16 protein-coding genes are annotated in these 20,350 nt (G+C 46.5%); all 16 read left to right on the top strand.

Going from position 1 to position 20,350, the window contains the following annotated elements; all coding sequences use genetic code 11:
- Positions 1 to 308 precede the first annotated feature (308 nt).
- The 16 genes from AB840_RS05750 (at position 309) to AB840_RS05675 (ending at position 20,340) form a co-directional block, all read left to right on the top strand.
- Complete coding sequence (locus AB840_RS05750; protein ID WP_048513876.1) at positions 309 to 1,724, top strand: amino acid permease; 1,416 nt, start codon at positions 309 to 311, stop codon at positions 1,722 to 1,724.
- A 173-nt stretch (positions 1,725 to 1,897) separates the two neighbouring features.
- On the top strand, positions 1,898 to 2,497 hold the full coding sequence (locus AB840_RS05745; RefSeq protein ID WP_048513875.1) for a hypothetical protein: 600 nt from the start codon (positions 1,898 to 1,900) through the stop codon (positions 2,495 to 2,497).
- 1 nt (position 2,498) lies between these two features.
- On the top strand, positions 2,499 to 3,401 hold the full coding sequence (locus tag AB840_RS05740; RefSeq protein ID WP_048513874.1) for a LysR family transcriptional regulator: 903 nt from the start codon (positions 2,499 to 2,501) through the stop codon (positions 3,399 to 3,401).
- A gap of 222 nt (positions 3,402 to 3,623) precedes the next feature.
- On the top strand, positions 3,624 to 7,139 hold the full coding sequence (gene nifJ, locus AB840_RS05735; RefSeq protein ID WP_048513873.1) for a pyruvate:ferredoxin (flavodoxin) oxidoreductase: 3,516 nt from the start codon (positions 3,624 to 3,626) through the stop codon (positions 7,137 to 7,139).
- 427 nt (positions 7,140 to 7,566) lie between these two features.
- Positions 7,567 to 8,238, top strand: a complete 672-nt coding sequence (locus tag AB840_RS05730; RefSeq protein ID WP_048513872.1) for an amino acid ABC transporter permease — start codon at positions 7,567 to 7,569, stop codon at positions 8,236 to 8,238.
- A 20-nt stretch (positions 8,239 to 8,258) separates the two neighbouring features.
- On the top strand, positions 8,259 to 8,999 hold the full coding sequence (locus tag AB840_RS05725) for an amino acid ABC transporter ATP-binding protein (protein WP_048513871.1): 741 nt from the start codon (positions 8,259 to 8,261) through the stop codon (positions 8,997 to 8,999).
- Positions 9,000 to 9,066: 67 nt separating this feature from the next.
- The gene (locus AB840_RS05720; RefSeq protein WP_048513870.1) at positions 9,067 to 9,930 is read left to right on the top strand and encodes a transporter substrate-binding domain-containing protein; all 864 of its coding nucleotides are present in this window, start codon (positions 9,067 to 9,069) and stop codon (positions 9,928 to 9,930) included.
- Between the two features lie 39 nt (positions 9,931 to 9,969).
- Entirely contained in the window at positions 9,970 to 11,238 is a 1,269-nt protein-coding gene (locus tag AB840_RS05715; protein ID WP_048513869.1) for an amidohydrolase family protein, read from the top strand.
- A 398-nt stretch (positions 11,239 to 11,636) separates the two neighbouring features.
- The gene (locus tag AB840_RS05710) at positions 11,637 to 11,816 is read left to right on the top strand and encodes a hypothetical protein (protein ID WP_048513868.1); all 180 of its coding nucleotides are present in this window, start codon (positions 11,637 to 11,639) and stop codon (positions 11,814 to 11,816) included.
- A gap of 632 nt (positions 11,817 to 12,448) precedes the next feature.
- Entirely contained in the window at positions 12,449 to 13,165 is a 717-nt protein-coding gene (locus AB840_RS05705; protein WP_072061768.1) for a sulfite exporter TauE/SafE family protein, read from the top strand.
- 21 nt (positions 13,166 to 13,186) lie between these two features.
- Entirely contained in the window at positions 13,187 to 14,359 is a 1,173-nt protein-coding gene (locus tag AB840_RS05700) for a PucR family transcriptional regulator (RefSeq protein ID WP_048513867.1), read from the top strand.
- Between the two features lie 158 nt (positions 14,360 to 14,517).
- Entirely contained in the window at positions 14,518 to 15,858 is a 1,341-nt protein-coding gene (locus AB840_RS05695; protein ID WP_048513866.1) for an aminotransferase class III-fold pyridoxal phosphate-dependent enzyme, read from the top strand.
- A gap of 12 nt (positions 15,859 to 15,870) precedes the next feature.
- Positions 15,871 to 16,998 (top strand): iron-containing alcohol dehydrogenase family protein, encoded by a 1,128-nt coding sequence (locus AB840_RS05690; protein ID WP_048513865.1) that lies wholly within the window; start codon positions 15,871 to 15,873, stop codon positions 16,996 to 16,998.
- Between the two features lie 79 nt (positions 16,999 to 17,077).
- Positions 17,078 to 18,694, top strand: coding sequence for an amidohydrolase (locus AB840_RS05685; protein ID WP_048513864.1), 1,617 nt, complete (start codon positions 17,078 to 17,080; stop codon positions 18,692 to 18,694).
- 27 nt (positions 18,695 to 18,721) lie between these two features.
- The gene (locus AB840_RS05680) at positions 18,722 to 19,567 is read left to right on the top strand and encodes an ABC transporter permease (protein ID WP_200809940.1); all 846 of its coding nucleotides are present in this window, start codon (positions 18,722 to 18,724) and stop codon (positions 19,565 to 19,567) included.
- 26 nt (positions 19,568 to 19,593) lie between these two features.
- Positions 19,594 to 20,340: an ABC transporter ATP-binding protein gene (locus AB840_RS05675; protein WP_048513863.1), complete on the top strand. Its 747-nt coding sequence runs from the start codon at positions 19,594 to 19,596 to the stop codon at positions 20,338 to 20,340.
- Positions 20,341 to 20,350: the final 10 nt, after the last annotated feature.

Raw genomic sequence — 20,350 nt, 5'->3', positions numbered from 1 at the left:
GAACATTGCTCAGGTATTTCTCCAAGTCGATTTCCTCCATAAATCGGTCAAAAACCAGCACAGGATCGCAGATATTCAGACAATCTGAAATAAACAGTGGCAAAATAGCCTGTTTTGTTTTAAAATAATTGATGGTTGAATTTTTCATTAGTTACGTAAAATTTTACCACAAAATGAGGATCACCGGCTCTTTCGAGCCAGTGATCCTCATTCGTTTTTATAGGGGCGTTATTTCACAGCCCCTTTTTTTTATGTAATGAAGCGAAACAGTTGATGTATACAATTCTATTACTTAAGGAGTAGATCACATGAATAGTAAAAATCATCCTCAAATTGTTCAAGAAACGCTGCAGCGTGATTTGAAAGAGCGCCATATTCAGCTCATGGCGCTGGGGAGCTGTATTGGCGTCGGTTTATTTTTAGGGTCCGCGTCCTCCATTGAAAAAGCGGGGCCGGCAGTACTGCTGGCTTATTTATTTATCGGTATTATTACATATATTGTTATTCGAGCTATGGGGGAGGTCACCGTTGAATATCCGGTTTCCGGATCGTTTTGTGCCCACGCGTACCAATTTATTAGTCCCTTAGCGGGCTTTATTGCGGGCTGGAATTATTGGTATTTATGGATTGTCAGCTGTATGGCGGAAATTACGGCAGTAGGGGTGTATGTGCACATGTGGCTGCCTGATTGGCCGCAATGGATTACCTGTCTTTTGGCTCTTGCCATCATGACGGGCACCAACCTTATTTCTGTAGCCATGTACGGCGAATTTGAATTTTGGTTTGCCATGATCAAGGTTTTTACAATATGCATTCTCATTGTGTCGGGATGCGGAATGATTTTTTTCGGCCTGGGAAATGGTGGAGCAGCCGTAGGACTGGCCAATCTGACAGCGCATGGTGGCTTTATGCCATATGGTCTTCAAGGTGTATTTGGAACGCTGTTAATGGTAATGTACGCCTTCACCGGCATGGAGGTTATTGGGGTTACTGCGGGAGAAGCAAAAAATCCCAGCCGGACTCTTGCCTCCGCCATTAATAAGTGCCTTGTGCGGATTCTTTTGTTCTATGTACTGTCCTTAGCCGTTATTATGACGATTTATCCATGGAACCAATTGGGCACGCAGGGAAGTCCCTTTGTCATGGTGTTTGATAAGCTGGGAATTACGGGTGCCGCAAATATCATCAACGTGGTTGTTATTACCGCCGCGCTTTCTGCCTGCAATACAGGTATATACAGTGCCAGCCGGATGCTGTACAATCAAGCGCTGCAACAGACAGCACCCAATATATTCAGCAAAGTGAATACAAAAAAAATCCCATATATAGGGGTTCTCATATCGGCGGCATGTATGACTATTGGCGTTATATTAAATTATCTGCTGCCGGCTGCTGTGTTTGAAATTGTTACCTCTGCCACAGCCTTTGGATGCTTGATTACTTGGATTCTTATATTGATTAGTCAAATGAAATTTCGTAAAAGTCTTACGCCGGAAGAACAACAACGTATTATTTATAAAATGCCATTTTATCCATATTCAAATTATATTGCACTTGGTTTTTTTGTTGTTATTTTCGCTTCGGCATGTCTTCATGAAAACACCCGGTTTGGCGTACTGGCTACTGCTGTTTGGCTTGTTTTTCTTACGGGCATTTATTATGGGGCGGGATTGAATAAGAAAGCGGGGAGCGTGATATACAAGCGATATCAGGTGAAAAAATAAAATCAGGCGGCAGGGCTTGCAGCGTGTCTTGCTTTTTGTTTTTTCGCGAAACAGGAAAAAATATATACCATGCCGGCTTATAATGACGTATGCCGCTGAAATATGATAAAATAAAATTATATCTTAGTATATAGTGGCGTGTGATCAGTGCAAATAGGAGAGGTGAGGATACGATGAAACGAGCAGCATGGTTTGGGGGAGTACTGGCTGTTTTACTATGCCAGTTGGCATATGCTTCAGCAGCGCATACTGGCGGTGTTCACGGACGGGTGACATGGCAGTACAGTAAATTTATTGAACAGCGTAATATGAATGGGATGCCTTCTAGCGGGTTGAATATCAAAGCCCTGCAGGACAAAGAATATGCCCGTAAGCGAGGCGATGCCGGAGCTAAAATTGAGCTTATCCCCGTGACGTTTGATAAAAACAGTATTACGGAAGATCAGGAGCGGGCATGGTATAGAGACAATGTGCCGCCGCCCGGAAAAAACATTTTCTTTGCCCCAGTAAATCAGGATGGCTATTATGAGATATACGATGTGCCGGCTGGTGACTATATGCTGCTTATCGTATCCCGCAAATCGAAGGAAACCTATACCTATCCGGAAAAAAGAATGCTGCGGTATATACGGAACTGGGAATATTTTGATTATTTTGTTCTGGCTGGCGGCGAATATTCGCTGCGAAAGATTACTATACAGGCTGGCAAAACGCTTACGGCAGACCGGAATTTTGAATACACCGTAACTTACGGCTACGTGGGGAACGAATAAGATGGAAATACGGAATCTCAACACATTTCTTCAGGTAGTGTCCATTAAAAATTTTACCCAGGCCGGGCAGACATTGGGCTACTCACAGTCCAATGTCAGTGCCCAGATTCAGCAGCTGGAACGGGAAGTAGGCGCGCCGCTGTTCAATCGCATTGGGCGGCAGATTACCCTGACCCAGTACGGCGAAGAGCTCGTCCCATACGCGCAGAAGATCGTATCGACGGCATTGCATATGGAAAATTTTTTAAAATCAAAGGAAGCATTGGCCGGTACGGTTCGGATCGGGATGGTCGAATCTCTTTATGAAATCTTGTTTGAGCCTGCGGTTCTGCAGTATCACCAGACATATCCTCATGTCAAGGTGGATTTGATCGTAGATGATACGGCGACGCTCAAAGAGGGCATGCAAATGGGAATTCTTGATTTTGCCTGCCTGATTGCGGAGCCGCTGCCTAAAACACAGTGGCAGACCTGGTATGCTAAAAATGAGTCGGTCGTAGTTATCGGTCATCCCGATAATCCCTTGAGCAAACGAAAGTCGCTGCAGCTGGCGGATTTGAAGGATGAGGAGTTTATCCTGATGGAACTGACCGCGCCGTATATCGTTCATTTTCAAAGCATCATTGCCGGTCAGAATATTACGCTGCATCCCTTTTTGACGCTGCAGAGTGCGGATACGGCAACCCGCCTTGTCAGTAAGGGGGATTTTGTATCGGTACTGCCATTGTATACTGTGCGGCATGCCGCCGGGAAGGGTCAGGTAGTTATTTTGCCGGTGACAGATTTTCAGGGATCACAATATGTGCAGATGGTGCTGCATGCCAACAAGGTCATGACGCCGCAGATAGAAGGATTTTTACAGGAAATTCGGACTGTCATTGAAACGGGGCAATCGGGACTGTAGCTCGGTAAAGCAGCTGCTTCGGGGAAACCCGACGGCAGCTGCTTTTTTTATGTCATGATAAAATGGACAGGCAACCCCATCTATATATCAATTAAAAATAATGATCGATATAATTAAATTCATTTGTTTTACAGGTTATCAGTACTGAGATACAATATAACGTATAGCAGGCTATGAGATATGATTTCTCAGCGTATATACTTTTAACAGATGGAGGCAATTATGGCAAAGAAGAAAATGATGACCATGGACGGCAATACAGCCGCCGCGTATATATCCTATGTATTTACGGATGTAGCGGCGATTTACCCGATTACACCATCCTCTACGATGGCCGAAAAAATGGATGAATGGGCAACGCAAGGCGTCAAGAATATGTTCGGACAGGTCGTCCGCATTCAGGAAATGCAGGCCGAAGGAGGCGCTGCCGGCGCTGTACACGGCTCTCTTATTACAGGGGCATTGACAACTACCTACACGGCATCGCAGGGGCTTCTGCTTATGATTCCAAACATGTATAAAATTGCCGGTGAACTGCTGCCGGGCGTTTTTCATGTAGCTGCCCGGGCACTGGGAACCAATACGCTGTGTATTTTCGGTGACCAGCGTGACGTTATGGCCTGTCGGCAGACTGGCTTTGCTATGCTGGCGGAATCCAGCGTACAGGAAGTCATGGATTTGTCGGCTGTTGCTCATTTAGCGGCCATCAAGGGGCGCGTTCCCTTTCTCAATTTCTTTGACGGCTTCCGGACCTCTCACGAAATTCAAAAGATTGAAGCTCTTGATTATGGTGATCTAGCAGCGCTTACGGATATGGATGCCGTTAAAGCATTCCGTGACCGTGGTACCAATCCGGATCACCCGAGTACCAAGGGCTCGCTGGAAAATGCCGATGTATATTTCCAGCAGCAGGAAGTGCAGAATGCATATTATGAAGCACTTCCCGACGTGGTGGAAGAGTACATGAGCAAAATTTCTCAGCTCACCGGCCGGGAATATCATCCGTTTACATACTATGGGGCACCTGATGCGGATCGCATGATCATTGCCATGGGTTCTCTATGTGATGCGGCTGAAGAAACTGTCGACTTCCTCAACCAGCATGGTGAAAAAGTAGGGTTGCTTTCCGTCCACTTATACCGTCCCTTCTCCGAAAAATATTTCTTTAAATATATTCCGGAAACCGTACGGAAAATAGCTGTCCTGGACCGTACCAAAGAACAGGGCTCCGTTGCTGAACCGCTGTACCTCGATGTCAGAGGCGTATATGCCGGCAAGGCGCAGCAGCCGCTTATCGTCGGCGGACGGGCCGGTCTCGGCGGCAAGGATACGACACCGGCGCATATTGCGGCCGTTTTTGAAAACTTGAAGCAAGCCCGGCCAAAGGATCATTTTACGATTGGCATTGTAGACGATGTTACTCATACATCGCTGCCTGTCGGAGAAGATATCGACACCACACCGGAAGGCACGACGGCCTGCAAGTTCTGGGGCCTGGGCTCTGACGGCACGGTGGGAGCCAATAAGAGTGCAGTTAAGATCATCGGCAATCATACGGATATGCATGCCCAAGCGTATTTTGCCTATGACTCTAAAAAATCCGGCGGTATTACCGTATCTCACCTGCGCTTTGGCAAAAGCCCGATCAAATCCTCCTATCTCATCAACAAAGCAGCGTTTGTTTCCTGTTCGCAGCAATCTTACGTATATAAATATGATGTGCTGTCAGGTTTGAAAAAAGGCGGCAGCTTTCTCCTTAATACCTTGTGGAGTCCGGAAGAACTGGATAAAAATCTGCCGGCAGCGATGAAACGATACCTGGCTGCCAATGATATCCATTTTTATACGATCGATGCCGTCAATATTGCTCAGAAAATAGGTTTGGGCGGACGCTTCAATATGATTATGCAGGCAGCCTTCTTCAAGATTGCGGATATTATCCCCGTTGAAGACGCCGTCCGGTATTTGAAGGATGCCGTTGTTACCTCATATGGCAAAAAAGGACAAAAGATCGTCGATATGAATAATGCGGCTATCGATGCCGGCGTATCCGGCAGTGTCAAAATTGACGTGCCGGCGGCCTGGGTACAGGCCGTTGATGAAGTAGTCAGTCAAACGGAAGTACCGGAATTTGTTTCTAAGATTCTCGAACCGATCAACGCACAGGCCGGTGATTCGCTGCCAGTCAGCTCTTTCCTGGGCTTGGAAGACGGAGCGTTTCCGCAGGGAACAGCAGCCTATGAAAAACGCGGTGTAGCGATCCAGGTGCCGGAATGGCAGGCCGAAAATTGTGTGCAGTGTAATCAGTGCTCGCTGGTATGCCCTCATGCCGCCATTCGTCCGGTTCTGCTCCATGACGAAGAAGTGCAGAAGGCACCGCAGGGACTGCAGGTCAAACCGGCTGTCGGCGCCAAGGGACTGTCCTTTACAATGGCTGTCAGCGTGCGCGATTGTCTGGGCTGCGGCAGCTGCGCTCAGGTCTGCCCGGCGAAAAACAAGGCCTTGGTCATGAAGCCTTTTGCTACGCAGGAAGAAAAAGCGGCACTCTGGGAATATGCAGTACACAATGTTTCGCAAAAAAACAATCCGCTGGATAAATTTACCGTAAAGGGCAGTCAGTTTGAACAGCCGCTGCTGGAATTTTCCGGTGCTTGCGCAGGCTGCGGGGAAACACCGTATGCTAAATTGGTAACGCAGCTCTTTGGGGATCGCATGATGGTAGCTAACGCCACCGGCTGCTCCTCTGTGTGGTCCGGCAGTGTGCCATCTATGCCATATACGACAAACCAAGCCGGTCATGGTCCGGGCTGGGCGAATTCATTGTTTGAAGATAATGCCGAATTTGGGCTGGGCATGTTCCTGGCAGCGCAGCAAATGCGTGACAAAATGGCTATGGATATTCAGGAAGCAGTGGATGGCCCTCATACGCCGGCACAAGCCAAGGCTGTTTTGCAGGAATGGCTGGATAAAAAAGATGAAGCAGAAGGCAGCCGTGAACGGGCCGATAAGGTGACAGCTATTGTGGCAGCCGCAAAGGATACGTGTCCGGCCTGCCAAAAAATATATGAACGCCGCGATACGTTAGTCAAACGGAGTCAGTGGATCTTCGGCGGTGATGGCTGGGCGTATGATATCGGCTTCGGCGGTCTTGATCACGTGTTGGCGCAGGGTGAAAATGTCAACGTCTTTGTCTTCGATACGGAAGTATATTCCAACACAGGCGGACAGTCCTCCAAGGCTACCCCTACGTCGGCTATTGCCAAATTTGCTGCCGGCGGCAAAAAAACAAAGAAAAAAGACTTGGGCCGGATTGCCATGACCTATGGCTACGTGTATGTTGCTCAGGTTGCTCTCGGTGCCGACAAAGCACAATGCCTGAAAGCAATCAGAGAAGCCGAAGCCTATGACGGCCCGAGCCTGATCATCGGTTATGCGCCGTGTATCAATCACGGCATTAAGGCTGGTATGTCCAGCAGTCAGCTGGAAGCGAAAAAAGCTGTGGATGCAGGATACTGGCATCTGTACCGGTATAATCCGGTTTTGAAGGAAGAAGGAAAAAATCCATTTACGATGGATTCTAAAGATCCCGTAGAAAATATCAAAGATTTCCTCCTCGGTGAAGTCCGTTATGCATCATTGAAAACGGTATTCCCAGATAAAGCGGATGCGTTCTTCGACAAAACGGCGAAGGATATGCAGCAGCGTCTGGAAACATATAAAAAACTTGCCGAAAAATAATGGTTATTTCTATTTGCTCATAGAAAAACAATAAAAAGTGCACAACAACGCCCTGTTCCTTTGTATGGGGCGTTTTGTGCTGTTCGAAGCAGGAAAATAAAAAGATTTTTCATACGTGAAAAATGTAATAATACGCCAGATATAAAATTTAAAAAATATTGTTATAAATAAATATTAAATATAAATTTAAGAAAATTATAAGAAAATAAATTGATTTTAAATAAATAATTATATATAATACAAATCAAACAAAATAAATATAGATAAGACCAACGCATAAAAGCCGACGAAGCCTGATTAAATGATCCATTTAATCAGGCTTTTTTTGAAAACAGAGGGAGAAGATGATGAACTACTATGCACATGACGGATAAAAAGCTCTGGTGACGTTAAGATAATTGATACCGTGCAGAGGGGGAACCGGTCTATGTATGAATTTAATATGAAAATATTTGAAGGGGCATTCAGCCCCATTGCAAGCTGTATGGGAGTTACGCTTTTTTTGACATTTGCCACCTTTATCATTGGATTTATGATGGCTTTGGCGATTGCCTTTCTATCCATGAGTAAAAATAAAGCCGTATCAGCGTTTCTGAAGATATGGCTTTCCTTTTTCAGAGGGACGCCGCTTCTGGTACAGCTTTTTTTCTTTGTGTACGGCTTGTTTCCCAACCTGCCGCTGACAAGGAGCATGACACCGATCTGGCACGCCATTATCTGTTTGAGCCTGGCGTATTCGGCATATATGGCCGAAACTATTCGCGGTGCGATACAATCCGTGGACAAGGGACAGCTGGAAGGCTGCCTGTCTATTGGCATGACATACTTTCAGGGGATGCGGCGCATTATTCTGCCCCAGGCGGTGCATTATATGATCCCGCCTTTGTCCAATAATTTTCTGGAGGTCTTTAAGGGCACCTCACTGGCCTCCATGGTGGGAATTACGGAAATGATGCTGAAGGCTAAAATGCTGAGCTCCCGTAATCTGCGCTTTATGGAAATATATCTGGCCGTATTATGTATCTATTGGGGGCTGAATATTATTTTTACAATCATTCAGAAATATATTGAAAACCATTTGAATCAAAAATACGCATAGCTTGTAAAGGAGGGGTCCCCATGCTGAAGTTTGAAAACATACGCAAGGTGTTTGGCGATAATGAAGTGTTGAAATCCGTTTCACTGGAAGTTCCGACCGGGAAGGTTGTTGTTATTCTGGGGCCGTCAGGAAGCGGCAAAACAACACTTCTTCGCTGCGGAAATTATTTGGAGCCGCCTACGAGCGGTATCGTGCAGCTCGACGACATCATCGTCAATCGAGATAAATATAGTAAAAGACAACTCAAGCTGCTGCGTGAAAATTGTACGATGGTCTTTCAGAATTACAATCTTTTCAAAAATAAATCGGCTCTGGAAAATGTAATGGAAGGCTTGGTTATCGTCAAAAAAATAAAGAAAAATGAAGCAACGGATATTGCCGAAATGTATTTGCAGAAGGTCGGTCTTGGCGACCGGATGGATTTTTATCCCTCGCAGCAGTCCGGCGGCCAGCAGCAGCGGGTCGGCATCGCCCGGGCTATGGCGATGGAACCACGGGTTATTTTATTCGATGAACCGACGGCAGCGCTGGATCCGGAATTGGTGGATGATGTGCTGGAAGTCATGAAAAGCGTGGCAGAAGCAGGCATGACGATGGCTGTCGTAACGCATGAAATGCAGTTTGCCCGGGAGGTAGCCGATGAAGTAGTCTTTATGGCAGATGGCTATATCGTAGAACAGGGAACGCCTGAAGACATATTCAATAATCCGCAGCAAGAACGGACTAAGCAATTTCTGACACGGGTCCGCCGGGCCGGCTGAACACCTGCCGGTCAGGGCACGGCAGCTTGGATCCATATAATATACATGCTAAGAGGGGGCGTACTGTATGAAAAAGATAGGAACGGTACTGAAATGCGTCATGATGACTTGTCTGATAGTGATGATGTTGGCTGTATCGGGCTGCTCAGGCGAAGAGGAAGGGGGCGCTTCCGGAAAAACGAAAATTGTCGTAGGCGTTACCGGCGCGTATCCCGGCTGGGATGAAATCGCGGACTCGGGCAGTGAAAAAAATGCCGGTCTGCAGGGCTTTGATATTGATGTCTGGAATGAAATTGCCAAACGAAATAATTGGGAACTGGAATTTAAGGTTGCTGAATTTTCTGCCTTGTGGGGACTGATGGATAACGGGCAGATCACGACAAATGCCTATTGCGCCAAAACAAAGGAACGGGCGGAAAAGTATGATTTTGCCGACCCCTATGCCTGGGCAGGTTATGTGCTGGTGACGAAGGGAGCGGATAAATTCGACAGTATCGAGTGGTTCCGCAATAAAAAGGTATGTGTGGAGGCCGGGTCCAATTACATGAAGGTATTGCAGGATCTTAACGATAAATATAATCTGAATATGGAAATTGTCTGTCTGGACGGCTTGAGCACACTGATTCTTGCCGTAGTCAACGGCTCCTATGACGCGGCTATGGTGGATGTCATTACCGGTGTTGTTTCCAAAAATCATTTGAACATGGATATCAACGTTTATGATCCCCATAGAACGATTCCTATTGCCTTTCCTTTCCTGAAAAAACCAGAAAATAAGGAAATTATTGAAAAGGTCAATAAGACGATCAAGGAAATGCAGGACGATGGGACCTTGTCTAAATTGAGCAATACATGGTTTCATGGTGACTTTACAAAAATGTCGGGTGATTCCTTCGATATCCAGGGAGTAACAACCTTGAAAATGGAATAATACAGATGGTTTCGGTCAATGGAAATGGGAGGTTATGGCATGAGTTCTGTGAAAGTTATTGTTTGCGGTAAACTGTATGATGGCATTCATGATGAATTGAAGGCCAACTATAAAATCGTAGTAAAAGATCAAGTGATTGAAGACATAGGAAGATCTGCAGTATATCCCCGGGATGCAGAGGTCATTGATCTGCCGGCATATACTGTTACGCCGGGAATGATTGATGCCCACATGCATATGGATTTTTTTGATTGGAAAACCATTCGTGAAGAAGTATTTTCCTATTCGGACGAAATGGCGGCCCTGGCTGTGCTGCGGTGCGCGCAGAAGACGTTGGCCAGAGGTTTTACGACAGTTCGGCATTTAGGGAATATTACTAGCAGCGGCTATCCCGTGCAGGCCGTAAAAAAAGCAATTAATATGGGATATATGAGCGGCAGCCGGATCGCTGCCACGGGAGAACCGCTGGGGACGCCGGGAAGTCATGCCGATTTCACGCAGTCCTTTGCAGGAAATCCCCGGCTGGCAGAAATGCTGCAGGTGCAGAAAGGGGGCATTGGCAGCGGTGCGGAATATTTTATCAATGCCGTGCGCAATCAGCATAAGTTCGGCGTGGATTTCATCAAAATCATGGCAACGGGCGGGTTCTTTACCCCCAATGATACGCCGGTAGAGCAGCAGCTCAATGATGCGGAAATGAAGGCTATCATCGATACGGCAAAGGAATTGAAAACGACGGTTACCGCGCACGTGTATACGGCGGCATTGATGCAGAAGCTTCTTTCCTTTGGCATTACAGGAATGGAGCATGGATCCTTCATGGATGAAAAAACGGCGCGCTTATTTGAAAAAAGCGACACATATCTCGTGCCTACGTTTTCACCTTATGATGAAGTCGTCAACTATAATCCGGAAAAAATGGCGCAGAAGCAGCCTGAATTCAGAAAGAAGCTTGAGTTTTATCGGGAAGCGCTGACTGACGGGCGTAAGGTGATCCGGGAAAGCAATATCAAATTGGGGTATGGCACGGATTTGGTGGCGGTATATCATAATTATGAAAGCTGGACGGAATATGCCGCATGGCTGAGAAGCGGCATGGATCCGTACCGGACCTTGCAGGCAGCTACGAAAACAAATGCCGGGATATTACAATTGGAGGATCAGATAGGTACGCTGGAACCAGGAAAGCGGGCTGATATTTCCGCTTGGGATAAAGATGTGCTGACCGATCCCTATGCGCTATCTTCCTGCGTCTTTGTCATGAAGGACGGAAAGAAATTTGCCACAGAAAAAAATACGATCGCCTGATGGGAAGAGTCAGTTCCATAGGTTGATTTTCCAGCAAAAGATGCTTTGCCAACACGTTTTTTGGCGTTGAGGCCAAGCATCTTTTTTATATTGCAGATATAGAAGGGAGAAAGTAGATACCTTGCCATAAATGAACCATTCATCCTGGCAGCCGCAGAGGGAATGAATAGCGCCCGTTCTCATGCATGCACTAAAAGCACAGTAATCACAAAAAATCATCTTCTCAAAACAAATAAAAAACAGCATAAATAGTATATTCTCTCTGTGCTATTTTGAAAAAATGTCCAAACGGATCATTTTTATGTCCGAATGGAATAGAAGGATTTGGCTGCATTTAATATAACAGAAAATGATTACTGGTAACGAATAGCGATACTATGTGGAAGTGGAGAAGTCTTATGAACTATACAGCAGCAAGAATGCCTCACCGTGCCGGGTATACCGGCCTGCCCTGGGCTGTCGCACTGTGGCTGATGGATCCCGTCATAGCGGCAGAAAGTCCAATGGGCAGGGATAATGATTTGGTAACCCCACGGGATGTGGTACCCGTCAAATATCAGAATTGGGTTGACATTTGACGGTATGAGGGTAAGATGCGTCTAAGGTACGCAGGATCGGCCAGTGTATACTCACGGACATTGCCGGAGCCATTAGCGTGCAGTCTGTTCGTTCATTGTGAAAGATGACGAGTCACCATCTTTTGTTAGCTGCACAGCCAGTTCAATGGCATTGGCACCAGCTTCTCCGGCTTCCGGCATCATGTTTTCCGGATAGATGCCGCTAAAATCGCTGTGTATAAAATTTTTTACGGCGCCGCCTCTTATGAATCCATTTCAACGATGACGACAGAACATATATAATCTTAAAATCAAGCATATCAATATAATTTTATTATAGTATCATCGGTAGTTTACATGAGGAATGTAAGAACATATTTGATTTTTTGTAAGAGATGCGTAAGCAATGATATAGTGCAAGATTGGCCGTTCGTTTTACTTTGAGATATTGTGGGACAGGGCTATATTGCAGCACATATAATATTGTGCTGCAGCGTATTGCGAAGTAATAATAATGTTTATATAATATAAATTAGTTTGTCAATATATTCGATGCCGTATATGTGTCGGCGCACGTGTTTGCCGCAGCAATGAAGATCCATACTGGTTTCATTGCTGTTTTTTATAGCGGCGGAGGAAAGGGGAGCAATGTCATGACCTATACGCGTGAAATCATTTTTATGCTTGTTCTTTTTGGTGCCAATGTCATTCAGGGGATTACGGGCTTTGCCGGCACCTTATTGGCCATGCCGCCGTCTATGTTGCTGATCGGTCCCGATAAGGCCAAGGCTATATTGAATATCCTGGCAGTATTGTCCAGCTGCATGATCGTATTGTATTCATTCCGCTATGTCAATACACGCGAATTGATGAAAATTATTCTGGGAATGCTGGTGGGAATGGTAGGGGGCATATATCTGTATACCCTATGCCCGCTGAATTTTCTGCTGCCGGTATATGGCGGCTTTATCGTTCTGATCGGAGTGAAAAATTTATGTTTTAAGCCGATTGCTTCTTTCTCTAAGGGCCGTTCGTATGCTATCCTGATAGGAGCGGGAGTCGTACACGGGATGTTTGTTTCCGGCGGCGCCCTGCTGGTGATGTATGCAGCCGCAACCTTTAAGGATAAAAATGTGTTTCGCGCGACCATCGCGTCTGTCTGGTTTATTTTAAATATAGTCCTCATGGGTAAGGACTATATGAATGGCTTGTATGACCAGCAGGTCATTTTTCTTACGCTGGCCAGTGTAATTCCCTTACTTGCGGCGACTTATATGGGGGCGGTCATTCATGACAGGATCAACCAGGGCCTGTTTATGAAGCTGTCGTATATATTGCTGGTGCTATCAGGCGTATTGCTCTTTATATAATCGAGGGAAGGAGGGGTATCCATGGCGGTACTGCTGCGGGAATTATACGGGTATGTCAATCACACGGAAATGAAGCTGATTGCCGGTCAAGCGGGAATGAACCGGAATATCCGCTGGATGCATATGGTGGAAAGCCTGGAAATATCATCTTTTTTAGAGGGGGAAGAAATTTCGTTTATTACGGGAATCGGATTGAAAAATTCGACGTCTGAAACCTTGCTGGATTTGGTACGGGAAATATATAAAAATGGCGGCTCGGCGGTAGTCGTCAATATCGGCCCTTATATAGAACGGATCGGAGAGGACGTTATTTCCTTTTGCAACGAAAAGGACATGCCCTTGTTTGAAGTGCCATGGAGTGTATATATGGCGCGGATCATGCATATTTTCGGTAAAAAAATTACAGAGGCAGAGCGCAGTACGATGGAGCTGGAAAGCGCCTTGAAGTTTGCGGTGTATACACCGCAGTCGACGGAATTGTATTGCCCCGTATTGGAACAGCATGGGTTTTCGAGGCAAAGTCATTACCGGCTGATTTCCATTTATTTGCAGAAAAGCCCTCGTATTTCTGACGAAGATGCTATAAAAGCCATAAACAAAATCAAGCTGCAGACCCATGTGTCTCTTAATGACCGGCACAGCTATTTTCCGTTTGTGCTGGAGGGGACGCTGCTGTTGCTGCTATGTGATTGGCCGGATGCGTACATGAAGTCCTCCGTGGCGTTTGCCAGCAGTGCCTGGGCGGTGCATGTGCCGCCTAGCTGCCGCCTTTATATCAGTATCAGTGGGAATGTGGGCGGTCTGGAAAAAATACATGAATGCTACGGACAAACGAACAAGATACGCCGGCTGCAAATGCGCCGCAAGGAAATGGTGGAATCGTACGATGAGCTGGGGCCGTATAAAATATTGCTGAATCAGCATCACAGTACGGTTTTGAAAGCCTATTATCAGGAGATCCTGGGCAAATTGGATGATTATGATCAGCTTCACAAGGGACAGCTGACGGATGTGTTGAAAACGTATCTGGAGTCCAACGGCAGTATCAATAAAACGGCTGAATTGCTGTATATTCACCGCAATACGGTCAATTACAAGCTTCATAAGGCAGAAGAAATTCTGAATTGCGACTTATCATTGTTTTCCACGCGATTTTCCATACAATTAGCGCTGCTGATTAAAGAAATATTGTAGTATGTGCCTGAATATAAAAATATTATGCATCAGCCCATATATACGTTAAAGAATAAAACGTATAATACATTCATGGAAATAATTTTAATGAATTGGCAGCGCCGCCAAAACAGAATATGTTTTGACGGCGTTTGCTTATATATGAGGAGGAGTTATTTATGGGAATGTTGACTGGTGCAGAAACAGAAAAATTACATGAAGAATATGTCATGCAGCCGTGGGCCATGCAGGGAAGGCCTTCTTTGCCGGTACAGAAGGCAGAGGGCATTTATTTTTGGGATTATGACGGAAAAAAATATGCCGATATGTCTTCCCTGTTGGTATGTACTAATTTAGGACACAGCAACCCGGATATTTTAGAGGCCATTAGCAGGCAAATGAAGTCTATGTGCTTTATGGCCCCGGCTTATGCGACAGAGGCCAAATCGACGCTGGCCAAGCTGCTGGTGGAGGCCGCCGGGGCAGACGTGTACCGGCGCGTGTTTTTCTGCAACGGCGGTGCCGATTCCAATGAAAATGCTATCAAAATGGCTCGTATGGTCACTGGGCGCACGAAGGTTTTCAGTGCGTATTTGAGTTATCATGGCGCTACCTTAGGGGCCGGCAATGCCTCCGGCGACTGGCGGCGTTTTGCTTCGGAAATAGGCGGTGCCAACGGGTTTGTTCATTTCATGAATCCGCATATGTATCAGGACGGCTACACGAGAGGCGTCGATGACGAAGCTTGCACGGCCTATTTCCTGAAAGCACTGGAAAAGCAGATGCATTTTGAAGGGACCGACCATATTGCGGCCCTCATCATGGAAAGTATTGTCGGGGCCAATGGTGTCATCCTGCCGCCGAAGGGCTATATGGAAGGGGTTCGTGCACTGTGCGATACATACGGTATCCTCATGATCTGCGATGAAGTCATGGCAGGATTTTGCCGGACTGGCAAGATGTTTGGCTGGCAGAATTTTGATATGAAACCGGATATGATCACCTTTGCCAAGGGGGTGACCTGTGGATATCTGCCGCTGGGCGGCGTCATCGTCAACGCCAAGGTGGCGGACTATTTCAAGGACCATGTACTGCAGTGCGGCCTGACCTACAGCGGGCATACGCTGGCCTGTGCAGCCGGGGTGGCAGCTGTAACCTATTATACGGAGCACCATATTTGTGATCATGTCAAAAAAATGGAAGCTATTTTGCGTGATTTCCTGAACCGCATGGTTGAAAAACACGTTTGCGTAGGCGAAGCGCGATGCATCGGATTATTTTCAGCTCTGGAAATCGTAAAGGATAAGGAAAAACGAATTCCCATGGTCTCGTACGGTGTCAAAAATCCGATCATGCCGTCTATTATGTCAGAATTGAAAAACCGAGGTTTTTCTACCTTTGGACGGGAAAACAATATCAATATCTGCCCGCCTCTGACCATTACGAAAGAGGAACTGAAGGAATACCTGCCTGTTTTGGACGACGTATTGACATGGGTGGACGAAACGTATTGTAAATAGGGGGAAACTGGTATGTGGAAGTATGAACAGCCTGTTACTGTAGAATTCGGAAATAAGGCGGTTGACCGTATTGTTCCGCTGGCGCGGCAGGAAGGCTGGCAGCGGGGCATCATTATTGCAACGCCGCACGTTGTAAAAAATGGGCTGACGGAACGCATTATGTCCCAGAGTGAGGGACGTATTACGGAGGTGTTTTCTCATATATCTCCCAATCCGGATGTAGCCGATGTTGATGCCTGTGCCGATGAAATTCGCCGCGGCGGCAATGGATTTGTCATTGCCATCGGCGGTGGCAGTGCGATGGATCTGGCCAAGGCTGCGGCATCCGTTTGTATGACAGATGAATCCATCCGTTCCTATCATGGCACGGGAAAAGCGCTGCCGCATCGCCATCTGCCGTTCATTGCCGTACCGACAACTGCCGGAACCGGCAGTGAAGTGACTTCTGTAGCAGTCCTGTCAGATCACGAATTGAAGAAAAAGGTGCCTATCGTGTCGGATAATTTTTTTCCGGACTATGCCGTCATTGATCCCTGTCTGACCTATGATATGCCGCCGTATCTTACGGCATGCTGCGGCATTGATGTATTATCTCATGCCATAGAGGGATATTGGAGTATTCACCACCAGCCCGTTTGTGATGCCTGTGCTGTCTATGCCGCTGACCTGGTGTTCCGCTATCTGCTGCGGGCTTGGGAAGATCCTGAGGATGCAGAGGCCCGGGAGAAAATGTGCGAAGCCTCGGTTATTGCCGGGCTGGCCTTTACCTTGCCGAAGACGACCTCTTCTCATGCCTGCAGTTTTCCCTTGACTAATTTATATGGGATTCCTCACGGCGAAGCCTGTGGCCTGACGCTGGATTATTTTGTCAGGATCAATGGTGCCGCCGAGGATGGAAGAATAAAGGAGCTGGCTCGTAGATTGGGGTTTAAAGATGCCGCGGCGTTGGCCGACGGTATTGGAGAGCTTAAACAAAAAGTGCGGCTGCGGCGTGATTTAAAAGATTTTCATTTGACATCGGAGCAGATGGATGAACTGGTTGTTCTGAGCCATCATCCTAATATGGGAAATAATCCCGTAACAGTGACAGATGATATACTGCATGAGTTGTATCAATCTCTGACAGGAAGCATTCAATAAAATATGTGAACATAAACAGACAATGATGTCGGCAATAGCCAAGCGTGTCTGTTTTTTTGTGTATATGGAGGAGGGTTATATGGTACAAACCATTTATTTTAACGGAGATTTGATTACGATGACCGGCATGGAAACGAACCCGGAAGCGCTGGTCACGGAGGGACGCATTATCTCTTACATAGGTTCGCTGTCCGAAGCTGAAATGCGTGCGCAGGCAGATACCCGATACGTCGATTTGAACGGCAAGACCCTGATGCCGGCGTTTATTGACCCGCACAGTCATATTATGGAGAAAGCCGAGTTTTTTCAATATGCTGATTTAAGCGGCTGCCAGTCATTTCAGGATATCGTGCAGGTCTTACAGGAGCATATGAAGACGCGGCATATAGGGGAAGACGGAGTTGTTGTCGGAGTTGGATATGATCACAATGCCCTGCGGGAAGGGAGGCATCCGGATAAATATGTGCTGGATGCTGTATCCCGGCAGATTCCCATATATATACGGCATGCGTCCAGCCACATGGGCGTAGGGAATTCCCGGATGATGGAGCTGGCAGGGATTCATGATAATACTCCCGATCCGGAGGGAGCAAAATTTGGCAGAGTGACGGCGGCGGGAGAACCCAACGGGTATACGGAGGAACTCAATGCCATGGCGTATTGCTATACCGTCATTGATTCCCGGACGGCCGCGGATTGGGAGATATTGCTTGCTGAGGCTCAGCAGTATTATTTATCATACGGCATTACTACGGCGCAGGATGGAGCAACGAATCGGCAGAGCTTTGAGATTCTGAAAAGGCTGGCCGAACAAGGGAAGTTCGATATTGATATTGTTTGCTATATCAGGTCTGATGAAAATCCCGAAGATATGATAGAAAAAAATCCATCATATGCAAAAGGATACCGGCACCGCTTGAAAATCGGCGGCTGCAAAAATTTTCTGGATGGCTCGCCGCAGGGAAAGACGGCGTGGCTGTCACAGCCGTATGAAGGAGAAACATCATATTGTGGCTATGCGGCTATGAGCGATAAACAGCTTACGGAATATCTGCTTACAGCGATTGATCATGGCCGTCAGGTATTGTCTCATTGCAATGGGGATGCCGCCGCTGACCAATATATACGATGCTACCAAAAAGCGCTGGCTCTGTCGCGACATCCGGATAAGATGCGCTTGCGGCCGGTAATGGTACATTGCCAGACTGTACGGAAGGATCAGCTGGAGGCAATGGTTCCGCTGCATATGATTCCATCATTTTTTGTGGGGCACACGTATTACTGGGGAGATGTACATTTAAAAAATCTGGGAGTGGCTCGCGGCAGCCGGATCAGTCCGGTCAGGGAAGCACTGGAACGGGGGCTCATTTATAATTTCCATCGGGATACGCCGGTCGTATCCGCGGATATGCTGCACAGTGTATGGGCGGCAGTCAACCGCATCACGAAGAACGGTGTTTCTATCGGGCCGGAATGGCGTATTGGCGTGTATGATGCTTTAAAAGGAATTACCTGCCATGCCGCATATGCGTATGGAGAGGAAAAGAATAAAGGAACGCTGGAAGAAGGGAAATTGGCTGACTTGGTTATTTTAGATCAGAATCCATTGAAGGTACAACCCATTGCTATACAAGATATACAAGTAATGGAAACCATAAAGGAGGGTTGCTCTTTGTATCAGCGGGAACATTTGTAGAGGTATGTGATAAAGGGGGAAAATACCATGATGAACGAAAGGAGCAGCACCGTGTGTGTTGACGATAAAAAACTTAGCGCAACGTATTTTGAAATGATAAAGAGGGCTGCTATGCTAATAGGTCGAAAAATAGTATCCTGTATGGAATATATTATTTTCACAGTGAGTATTGTGCTGTTGTGGTCCGGCTTGGAGACGATGGGCTATATCAATCCCATTACGCTGCCGGCACCGGCAACCATTGCGGCGACTACTGTTTCGATGCTGAAGGACGGGTCGCTGCAGCAACAGCTGCTGATCAGTATTATTCGGGTGCTGGAGGGATATTTTTTGGCCTGCGGGCTGGGAATCATACTGGGAATAGTGATAGGCCTTTCGAAAAAAATGAATAAAATGCTGGATCTGGTTATTCAAATCCTCCGGCCGATTCCGCCGATAGGATGGATTCCGCTGGCCATTTTATGGTTTGGCATTGGAGAAATCTCCAAGGTTTTCATCATTTTTTTGGGAGGCTTCTTTGTTGTACTAATCAATGTTATTGACGGTATACGACAAGTAGATTACAAGCTGATTGAGGTTGCCAAGGTTTTGGAAATACCTCGCTTTCGCATGATTGCGACGTTGATTATTCCAGCTGCATTACCTAATATATTTACCGGTATGCGAGTGGCCCTGGCGGCCTGCTGGGCTTGTGTGGTCGCGGCGGAATTGGTAGCGTCTTCGAGCGGGATCGGGTATATGATCATGAATGCCCGGCAATTTTCGATGAGTGATGTTGTGATTGTCGGGATGCTTTCTATTGGCGTCATCGGTAAATGCATGGATGTGGCATTGAAGCAGGTAGAGCGTAAAATTACAAGATATGAGGGATAGGGGTGTCCGCATAGGGGGGATTTAGTATGAATAGCTATGTACAGGTCAATCATCTTTGCAAATCCTTTGGGCAAGGGGATCGTAAGCTGCAGGTTTTAAAGAACATCAATTTTACGATTGAAGAGGGCGAATTTGTTTGCCTTATCGGCGGCAGCGGCTGTGGAAAAAGCACGATACTGCGGCTTATTTCCGGCTTGGACGAAGAATATGAAGGCGAAATATTTGTAGATGGAAAAACTGTTTGCGGAACAAGCCGGGAACGGGGCGTGATTTTTCAGAAGCATCGCTTGTTCCCCTGGCTGACAGTGGCAGAAAATATCGGCTATTCCCTGCAGCATACAGGTAAAAAAGAAAAATATGAAATTGTCCAATCATATATTGATTTAGTGGGCTTGAGCGGCTTTGAAAGATCATACCCAAAGCAATTATCCGGAGGGATGGCCCAAAGAGCTAATATTGCCAGAGCGCTTGTCAACAATCCCAAGCTGTTATTGCTGGATGAACCGTTCAGTGCGCTGGATGCTTTTACGAAGATTGCTCTGCAGAAAGAGATGTACCGAATCAAGGAAGGTAAAAAATCGACCATGCTTATGGTGACACATGATATCGAAGAAGCGGTATATTTAGCGGATAAAATTATTATGCTGTCACCTAAATTCCCGACGGGAGAAAAAATTATTCGGGTTGATCTACCGCGGCCGCGGGATAGAAACTCCAAAGAATTTGTAGAGTTAAAAAAATACTTTTTGATAATTTTTTCAGTAATACGTTGAATTGATGCGA

Origin of the sequence: Megasphaera cerevisiae DSM 20462 (assembly GCF_001045675.1) — a bacterium.
GTDB lineage: Bacteria > Bacillota > Negativicutes > Veillonellales > Megasphaeraceae > Megasphaera > Megasphaera cerevisiae.
The sequence above is the reverse complement of the archived record's forward strand: the minus strand, read 5'-3'. Positions and strand labels throughout refer to the sequence as shown.